Source organism: Rhodococcus sp. (in: high G+C Gram-positive bacteria), from assembly GCF_049591685.1.
GTDB lineage: Bacteria > Actinomycetota > Actinomycetes > Mycobacteriales > Mycobacteriaceae > Rhodococcoides.
This window is the reverse complement of record NZ_JBAWFH010000291.1, coordinates 1-8,865: the sequence shown is the minus strand read 5'-3', so window position 1 is coordinate 8,865 and position 8,865 is coordinate 1. Positions and strand designations below refer to the sequence as shown.

At 64.2% G+C, this 8,865-nt stretch carries 11 protein-coding genes; 4 read left to right on the top strand and 7 right to left on the bottom strand.

Features of this window, described 5'->3' with window-relative positions:
* A partial coding sequence (locus WBQ44_RS12145) for an alpha-ketoacid dehydrogenase subunit beta (RefSeq protein WP_495566937.1) occupies positions 1 to 1,321 on the top strand: 1,321 nt, incomplete at its 5' end.
* Here WBQ44_RS12145 and WBQ44_RS12140 read toward each other — a convergent pair.
* The 5 genes from WBQ44_RS12140 to WBQ44_RS12120 form a co-directional block, all read right to left on the bottom strand.
* On the bottom strand, positions 1,318 to 1,608 hold the full coding sequence (locus tag WBQ44_RS12140) for a GNAT family N-acetyltransferase (protein ID WP_495566936.1): 291 nt from the start codon (positions 1,606 to 1,608) through the stop codon (positions 1,318 to 1,320). The genes WBQ44_RS12145 and WBQ44_RS12140 overlap by 4 nt on opposite strands.
* 99 nt (positions 1,609 to 1,707) lie before the next feature.
* On the bottom strand, positions 1,708 to 2,328 hold the full coding sequence (locus WBQ44_RS12135; RefSeq protein ID WP_495566935.1) for a TetR/AcrR family transcriptional regulator: 621 nt from the start codon (positions 2,326 to 2,328) through the stop codon (positions 1,708 to 1,710).
* Between the two features lie 40 nt (positions 2,329 to 2,368).
* Complete coding sequence (locus WBQ44_RS12130) at positions 2,369 to 2,554, bottom strand: rubredoxin (RefSeq protein ID WP_089243148.1); 186 nt, start codon at positions 2,552 to 2,554, stop codon at positions 2,369 to 2,371.
* Between the two features lies 1 nt (position 2,555).
* Positions 2,556 to 2,723: a rubredoxin gene (locus WBQ44_RS12125; RefSeq protein ID WP_495566934.1), complete on the bottom strand. Its 168-nt coding sequence runs from the start codon at positions 2,721 to 2,723 to the stop codon at positions 2,556 to 2,558.
* Complete coding sequence (locus tag WBQ44_RS12120; RefSeq protein WP_495566938.1) at positions 2,723 to 3,868, bottom strand: alkane 1-monooxygenase; 1,146 nt, start codon at positions 3,866 to 3,868, stop codon at positions 2,723 to 2,725. Before WBQ44_RS12120 ends, WBQ44_RS12125 begins: the two co-directional genes overlap by 1 nt.
* 268 nt (positions 3,869 to 4,136) lie before the next feature.
* Between WBQ44_RS12120 and WBQ44_RS12115 the strand changes: the two genes are divergently transcribed.
* The 3 genes from WBQ44_RS12115 (at position 4,137) to WBQ44_RS12105 (ending at position 7,047) form a co-directional block, all read left to right on the top strand.
* Entirely contained in the window at positions 4,137 to 4,532 is a 396-nt protein-coding gene (locus WBQ44_RS12115) for a universal stress protein (RefSeq protein WP_495566933.1), read from the top strand.
* Positions 4,533 to 4,663: 131 nt separating this feature from the next.
* Positions 4,664 to 6,052, top strand: a complete 1,389-nt coding sequence (locus tag WBQ44_RS12110; protein WP_495566932.1) for a hemolysin family protein — start codon at positions 4,664 to 4,666, stop codon at positions 6,050 to 6,052.
* A complete protein-coding gene (locus WBQ44_RS12105; protein WP_495566931.1) occupies positions 6,049 to 7,047 on the top strand; it encodes a hemolysin family protein in 999 nt (332 codons plus the stop codon). The genes WBQ44_RS12110 and WBQ44_RS12105 overlap by 4 nt, the downstream gene beginning before the upstream one ends.
* Before the next feature lie 203 nt (positions 7,048 to 7,250).
* On the opposite strand, the gene WBQ44_RS12100 is transcribed toward WBQ44_RS12105, so the two are convergent.
* Both WBQ44_RS12100 and WBQ44_RS12095 read right to left on the bottom strand, forming a co-directional pair.
* On the bottom strand, positions 7,251 to 7,760 hold the full coding sequence (locus WBQ44_RS12100) for a MarR family winged helix-turn-helix transcriptional regulator (RefSeq protein WP_495566930.1): 510 nt from the start codon (positions 7,758 to 7,760) through the stop codon (positions 7,251 to 7,253).
* Positions 7,761 to 7,902: 142 nt separating this feature from the next.
* A partial coding sequence (locus WBQ44_RS12095; protein WP_495566929.1) for a neutral/alkaline non-lysosomal ceramidase N-terminal domain-containing protein occupies positions 7,903 to 8,865 on the bottom strand: 963 nt, incomplete at its 5' end.

Here is an 8,865-nt window from a genome sequence, read left to right as displayed (position 1 = left end):
CATCGAGACGGTCCGCCTGATGGGCCACGCCGGATCGGATGTCGAATCGTCCTACCGAACACCGGCGGACATCGTCGCCGATTACGCCCGTGACCCCGTCACGTGCACCGCCCGACTGCTGATCGACGCAGGGGTGGTGACACCGGGCGAAGCCGTCTCGCTGTACGAGGCCAAACGCACCGAGGTCATGGACGCCGCGCGAGAGGTGGCCGAACTGCCGCGGCTCTCGGATGCAGCCGCCGTCGCACAGCCGTTGACCGATCTGGCCGACGAGGTCGCTGCTGTCGAATCACATTCCGACGCAACGCCGCCGGGCTCCACGTTGGCGCAGGCCATCAACGTCGCATTGCGGCAGGTGATGACGCGGTACCCGAACGCGGTGCTGTTCGGTGAAGACGTCGCCCGAAAGGGTGGCGTGTACGGCGTTACGCGAGGTCTGCAGGCCGAGCTCGGATCTGCGCGAGTGTTCGACACCGTGTTGGACGAGCAGTCGATACTCGGGTTGGCTCTCGGCGCAGGAGTATCGGGTTTGCTTCCCATCGCCGAAATTCAATACCTCGCGTATCTGCACAATGCTGCCGATCAGATCCGCGGCGAGGCTGCCACACTGCAATTCTTTTCGAAGCGGCAGTACCGAAACCCGATGATCGTGCGCATCGCGGGCTACGGCTACCAGAAGGGCTTCGGCGGACACTTCCACAACGACAACGCGATTGCCACGTTGCGCGACATCCCCGGCATCGTCGTCGCATCACCGTCTCGGCCCGAGGACGCCGCCGCGATGCTCGACGCCTGTGCCGCAGCCGCGGTCCGGCATGGAGCCGTATGCCTCTTTCTCGAACCGATCGCGCTCTATCACACGCGTGACCTGTACGAGGAGGGCGACGGACAATGGTTGTCGCACAGCAACACTGCGCCGGTTCGGATCGGGGAAGCGCGGTGCTACGGCGAGGGGTGCGACCTCACCGTCGTCACCTTCGGTAACGGCGTCAGGATGAGTTTGCGTGTTGCACAGAAGCTTTCCGAACACGGTATTCGAGCTCGCGTCGTCGACATCAGATGGATTGCGCCGCTCCCGGTGGACGACATCCTGGCGCATGCACAGGCGACCGGCCGCGTGCTGATCGTCGACGAGACTCGGCGATCCGGCGGTGTCAGCGAAGGCATCGTCACCGCGTTGGTGGACGCGAGGTTCGACGGTCTCGTGCGGCGGGTGACCAGTGAGGACAGCTTCATTCCGCTCGGTGACGCCGCCGAACATGTATTGCTCTCGGAGAACACGATTTTCGATGCTGCAATCGAATCGGTGCGTGGCACCTAACCGGCTGGCTTGATCATCGGCAGATGCGGTATGCCGTCCTCGGCGTAGTTGGGGCCGCTGCGCTCGAAGCCGAAGCCGGCGTACCACTTCTCCAGATAGGCCTGCGCACCGATGACGATTGGTTCGTTGCCGATCACTTCTATCGCCGCCGTCATCAGGCGAGCACTCAACCCGAGTCCGCGTGCATCCACGGCAGTGCAGACGCGTCCGATGCGCGCCCGCCCGTCGTCGCGCAGCACGCGCAGTGTCGACACGGCCCGACCATCGCGAGCGAACCAGAAGTGCACGGTGTCGGGGTGCTCGTCGCAGCGTGCAGATCGAATAGATCTCGTGCGCGGTGAGGTCTGCGAACGGTACCGAATGCATCGACACCGGCGCGTCGGCCGTCATGCGGAACCGACGATCGAGTCGGCGAAGGGTGCCAGGAGCGAAGCGAGGTCCGCGGCCACGTCGGCGGTGTTGACCGGCGGCATCGACACGTAACTCAGGGCCAACCGAACCACGGTACGGCCGAGCACGTCGGCATTGTGGGGGGACGCCCGCATCCAACTCCGCTGAAAGGTCTGCGCCAGTTGATAGGTGGCGTGTTCGATGAGCGTCCCGCTCTCGGTGGTGACCAGTCGCAGTAGGTCCGGCGGCGGATCGCCCGTCAACATCGACAGCACCATCGGATCCTTGGCGCTGCGCTCGAAGAACTCGGTGAAGGCGACGTACAGGGTCCGCAGATTGTCGCCCTCGTTGGCGTACACGGCGTCGTCGACCGCCGAGACGAAGGTATCGGTGAGTCGCAGCGCATAGCCCTGGGCCAAACCCTTGCGGGTACCGAACTCTTTGTACAGGGTCTGACGGCTGATCCCGGCGGCCTTCGCGACGTCGGTCATGTTGACCGTTGACCAGGTTCGCTCGAGAAGGAGGCCGTGCAGTCCGTCGAGGATTGTGGTCCGCATCAGGGTGGTAGCCGCGCTCTTGAAAGGGCTCGGGTTCACCGGACTTCTCGACACGAACATCAGTCTATCCGGCGGGCCGTGCGGACCAGGGACCCGCAGTTCACGGCCGGGAGATCTCGACCATGAAGAAATCGGCTTTGGCTGCACCGCAATCGGGGCAGCTCCAATCGTCGGGGATGTCCTCCCACCGTGTTCCCGGCTCGATACCGTCCTCGGGCCAGCCGAGCTCCTCGTCGTACTCGAAGCCGCACTGAATGCACTGGTAGAGCTTGAAGTCGGTCGACATGTCAGCCTTCCTTGGGTTCGAAGTCGATCTTTTCCCTGACCCCGCAATCGGGGCAGGGCCAGTCACCCGGAACGTTCGCCCACGGGTGGCCCGGCGGAAATCCTTCTCGGGGCGCGCCCGCTGCCTCGTCGTAAACGAACGCGCACACCGGGCACTGATACGCAGCCATCACTTGCTCCCGTAGCGCGCCAGGATCCGCTCACGCTTGGTCGGCTCGATGTTCACCGCGGTGATGTCGCCGCGATAGTGCTCGAGCACCCTGTGGTCCATCACTTTTCGCCAGATCGGCGGGAAATATGCCAGGGAGATCATGCTGGCGTACCCGCTGGGCAGATTGGGTGCACCCTCCATGCTGCGCAAGGTTTGGTAGCGACGGGTCGGGTTTGCGTGATGGTCGCTGTGCCGCTGCAGGTGGTACAGGAAGATGTTGGTGACGATGTGGTCGGAGTTCCAACTGTGCGCGGGTGCGCACCGCTCGTACCTGCCCGACGCCGTCTTGGCGCGCAGCAGACCGTAGTGCTCGAGGTAGTTGACGGTTTCAAGCAGCGAGAAACCGTATACGGCCTGTAGGAGCAGGAACGGCAGGATGGAAACACCGAACACGGCGGTGAGCACACCGAAGAGAACGACCGACATGAGCCAGGCATTGAGAACGTCGTTGCGGATGTTCCAGGTCGATTTGCCCAGGCGATCCATGCGCTTGCTCTCGATCTCCCACGACGATGTCAGGCTCCCCCACACACTGCGCGGAAGGAACCGCCAGAAGCTCTCTCCGAACTTCGCGCTCGCCGGGTCCTCCGGAGTTGCGACGCGCACGTGGTGGCCGCGGTTGTGCTCGATGTAGAAGTGGCCGTAGAACGTCTGTGCGAGGGTCATTTTCGACAGCCACCGCTCCAAGCTGTCTTTCTTGTGACCCATCTCGTGCGCAGTGTTGATGCCGACGCCGCCCATGACTCCGACACTGATTGCCAGCCCGATTTTGGACGCGAGTCCGAGCCCGCCGTCGATGCCGAGCCAGCTCAGGTTGTCGGCGGTCCACAGGTAACAGGCGAGCACGAGGCTGGTCAGCTGGAACGGGATATAGATGTAGGTGCAGTAGCGGTAGTACCTGTCGTTCTCGAGCCGCTCCATCACCTCGTCCGGCGGGTTCTGTCCGTCCGGACCGAAGAACAGATCGAGCACGGGCAGCAGGATGTAGACGAGCATCGGGCCGATCCACCACCAGATCGGTGCGACTGCGGTCCAGCCCAGTTGACCGAAGGCCCAGACCAGTCCGACGGCCAGGAAAATCGCGGTCGGTGGGATCAGGCCCATCAGCCACAGGTATCGCTTCCGGTCACGCCATTCCTCGACCGGGGTGGGCGGTGGGTTCGTCTGCGTTGCCACGACGGGCTCCTTCACGTGTCGGTCGAGTGGTGTGCATCACTGGAAATATGACAATACTACGAAAATGTCCATGAGGTGGACAAAGTTTCGAATTTGTCCAGTTCGCGATCTCGCCATGTGACGTGTCACAACAGCGACGGCTGGATAGGCTTCGGGCACCGGTTCGAACGGCGACGTACGGAAGGTGGAGGAGCGAATGTCGGTAGCGGTAGTGGTGAGTGATTCGCCCGAGGGTCGCGAGGCGCTCGTTCGCGCTGTCGAAGAAGCCCGACTGCGTGGCGGCGAACTGATCGCCTGTGCGGTGTCGGATGCCGGAACGATCACCGAAGACGACAGTGCTGCAACACGATTCGCCGTCGAGCAGATTCTGCACAGCCGCGGGGTCGAGAACGCTCCGTTCCAACTCTGCCTCGAGCCGGACGGTGGAGACCCAGCCGGCGCAATCGTCGATCTCGTCGGCGCACTGGACTGCGATCTGCTCGTGATCGGGTCGAGACGCCGCTCGGCCGTCGGAAAACTCCTGCTCGGAAGCGTCGCCACGCGGGTCATTCTCGACAGCCCTGTGCCCGTCCTCGTTGTGAAAGCTGCGTAAGACCGAAACGAGCCGCTAGAATCGGACATCTCGGACCCATCCACAAGCAGAGGATTCATGGACAGCGATAAACCCGGGCCGGACACGGCCCCCCGCACTGTTTCAACGACGTGCGAGGCGGTGTCCGGCGAATGAGTGTGATCCTCACCCTCGTGCTCGGCATTGTCGTCGTTCTCCTGATCACGTTGGCCACCGGCTATTTCGTCGCGCAGGAATTCGCGTACATGACGGTCGATCGATCCCGTCTCAAGGCGCGCGCCGAGGCAGGCGACGCCGGTGCCCGGCGAACCTTGCAAGTGACCAACCGGACCTCGTTCATGCTGTCCGGCGCCCAGCTCGGCATCACCGTCACCGGATTGCTCGTCGGTTACGTGGCCGAACCCCTCATCGGCCAATCCCTCGGAACCCTGATGGGAGGCGTCGGCATCCCGACCGGCGTCGGCGTCGGTATCGGCGCCGTGCTGGCGCTGCTGTTCTCCACGTTCGTGCAGATGCTGTTCGGCGAGCTTTTCCCCAAGAACTTTGCGATCGCGCGCCCCGAACCCGTCGCGCTGTGGCTGTCGCTGTCCACCACCCTCTATCTGAAGCTGTTCGGTTGGCTGATCAGCATCTTCGACCACGCTTCGAATTTGCTGCTGAAAGCGTTGAAGATCGAGCCGGTGCACGACGTCGAGCATTCGGCCACGCCCCGCGATCTCGAGCACATCGTCGCGGAATCGAAGGATTCCGGCGACTTGCCCGACGAGCTGTCGGATCTGCTCGATCGCATCCTCGACTTCCCGACGCGCACCGTCGAGCACGCGATGATTCCGCGTTCACGCGCCGCCACCGTCCGCGATTCGGACACCCTGGCGGACATCAGAGTTCTGATGGGGCAGGAACATTCGCGCTACCCCGTACTGGACGAGGACGACGGTATCGTCGGCGTCGTGCACCTGCAGGACATCCTGGCGGTAACGGACCGAGACGACGTCCCGGTGCGTGAATTCGTGCGCCCCGCCCTCATTCTGCCGGAGACCCAGGCGCTGCCCGACGCAGTCGTCGAACTGCGTACGTCCAAGAACCAACTCGCCTGCGTCATCGACGAATACGGCGGGCTCACCGGTGTCGTCACCATCGAGGACCTCGCCGAAGAACTCGTCGGCGAGATCACCGACGAGCACGACGAAGGCGAACTCGATCCGACCCCCATCGCTGCCGAGGACGGAACCTGGACGATGGCGGGCGAGGTGCACGTCGACGAGGTCGAACGCTCGATCGATCACGACCTGCCCGCAGGCGACTACGAAACCATCGCCGGATTCGTCATCACGCACCACGGATCGCTGCCGACAGTGGGCACCGTCATCGAAGTGGACCTACCGGCCGACTCCGCCGACCTGATCGGCGACGACGACGAAGCCCCGGACAGATTCGTCGCCGTCGAGGTGCTCGAAATCGACAACTACGTCCCGTCCTCCGTTCGGCTGCAGCTCGGCCAACGCGTGCGTGCCGACCGAGAAATGGACCACCACCGATGAGCAATCCCTGGATCGTCGTCGCGGTCACCGTCGGATTGATCGCTGCCAGTGCGTTCTTCGTGGCCGTCGAGTTCGCGTTGCTCGCAGCCAAACGGCACCGGCTCGAGGATGCCGCGGCGACGAGTCGATCCGCTCGAGCCGCCCTGCGCAGCTCGAGCGAACTGACGGTACTGCTGGCCGGCTCGCAGCTCGGCATCACCCTGTGCACCCTCGCTCTGGGCGCGACGACCAAGCCGGCCGTCCACTACTGGCTCACCCCGGTCTTCGAATCGTGGGGCATTGCGTACTGGGTAGCGGACGTGGCCGGATTCGTCCTGGCACTCGTTATCGTCACGTTCCTGCACCTCGTCGTCGGCGAGATGGCACCCAAGTCGTGGGCCATCGCGCACCCCGAGAAGTCGGCGACCATGCTGGCCATCCCGATGCGCGGGTTCATGTTTCTCACCCGGCCGGTGCTTATCGCCCTCAACAACATGGCCAACTGGTGCCTGCGCAAGGTCGGCGTCGAACCCGCCGACCAGGTGGCATCCGGACAAAATCCGGACGACCTCCGGCAGCTCGTCGAGCACTCGGTCAACGTCGGTGCACTCGACGCGAGCTACTCCGCACAGATCTCCGGTGCCCTCGAGCTACAGAACCTGACGGTGCGGGACCTCGTCCGGGAACCGGGCGTCCCGACGTCCGTGCCAACGGCGGGAACCGTTGCCGACGTCCGAGCTGCGTCACTCGATTCCGGCCACCTACGGATCCTGGTGAGCGACGGCGACACCGTCAGCGGCGTCGTCCATGTGCGCGACACCCTGGACGGCAACGCCTCGCTCGCCGACGTGACCCGTCCGGTGTTCACCCTGGACGCGAGCACGCCCGTCTATGTTGCTCTCGCCTCGATGCGTGAAACCAGCAGCCACCTCGCACTGGTCGTCGACGGAGACAGCACCGTCGGCGTCATCACGCTGTCGGACGTGCTCTCGCGGCTACTGCCCACGAGCGTCTGACGCACACGAGGGCCGCACCGATCGCCGGTGCGGCCCTCGTGCGTGAAGACGGGTTCGGCTACAGGGGATTGATGACGAGCAACGTGGCCCAGTACGTGGCCACATCGTGACCGACCTGGGGTAGCAGCGCGTCATACAGCAGGTAGGACATCATGCGAAGGAGAGCTCCTGTTTCGGTGTTCTTCGGAGCGGTGCGTGACTGCTCACGGTCGCCCCTGGCGGGTGTTCGAATCATATTCCACAGAACGAGGGAAAAGGTCAACAGATGCGCGGTTTTCCGCGGGACGCGCCAGTTTCCACAGGATCGGCGTCGCCAACGCGAGGACCTCACGCTCGAGTGGCGTGAGTTCGTTCTCGAGAGCGTCGGCGAGCCTGCCGTCGCGTTGCCCGCGGTCGGCGGCGACGAGTTCGGTGCCCGCATCGGTGATGCGCACGAGGAGTCGGCGTCGATCGACCGAGTCGGGGCTGCGAGTAATGAGCCCCTCGGCTTCGAGTGCGTTGAGATTGCTTGTCAGAGATTGAATGCGTACGCCCTGTAGTGCAGCGAGGTCGACGGGTGCGCTCGACCCGCCACTGCGTTCGACGTCGCCGAGGATCTGCAACTGACTCGGCGTCAGATAGTGCTGTGGATGGTGGCGTCGCAATCGACGGTTGAGAGCGAGCATGGCCTCGCGCAATTCCGATGCGCCCGCAGAGAACCTGTTCTGGCTCATGCGCGAGAGTCCTTCCCCGAACCGCTCGTGTTACTTCTCGCCGCGAAATCGGCAACGGTTGATCAGAGTACTCATTGTCGCGGAAGGCCTCGTCAGCGTGCCCGGCGTCAGCCGTGGCAGCCCTGCAGGGTCGTGAAACGCGTCAAGCCACTACGCGGAAATCATTCGATAAGCCTGTGAAAGCCACGAGCCGGCCGTCGAGCGACCGTGCATCGCCGAAGTACGCGATGCGATAGCGTCCGACGGACCGGCCGGGCGGAATGTCCCAGGTAACCGTCGTGGTCGTGATGGGGCCTGCACCCTCGAACACGATCTTCGTGTACCAATCGCCGTCGTCGAACTCCCGCACCCAGCCGTCACCGACGGCACGCTCGACGGCGAGATAGGTGTCGTCGCGGCGCAGGTTCGAATTGGGGTTGGCTCCGCAGAACCGCACCGATACCTGTTCTCCCGCCCGATACGACTGCGCGGGTTGCATCACCACCTGGCCGAAGGTCGTTCCCGGTGCGGCGATGTCCACCCACGGATTTCCGCCGGGAGACACCGGGATCGACCCGGTGAGGTCCGGCGCAGGTCCGCCGCTGTCCACCGGTCGGCCATCGCGCATTGCCGAGGCGAGATCCACCGCGATCTGCACGGTCGCCGGCAACTGCCAGCGGCCGAACGGCGTCGCGCCGCCCTCGTAATCCTGTTGGTCGTACTCCTCCGGCGTGGTGACGTAATGGCCGTAGCCGTTGGTGTAGCCCTGGACGACGACGAGTTCGCGGTCGGCACCGAGTGTGTCGGCAAGCGCGGTGCGTAGCCGCGCTCCGGCGACCACGGTGGGCTCGAACGGGCAGGTGAACAGGTAGAACGTACCGATGCGAACGAGGTGGAACGGAAGAACCTGCTGCACCACCCCGGGAATGAGGCCGACCGGCAACACTATGTCCTTCGGTGCGTGAGCGTCGCGAAGCCACTGCGGTATCACCACCGAGCTCAGTTGCGATACAAGCGGATTGCCGCCCCGCTCGCCCTCCTGCAAACCCAGCGCGGGTAGCCCGCCGCCATCTTCCTGGCTCGACGCGGCGAACGCGGCGCCCAGCGCCGCCGGGCCGGTGGTATG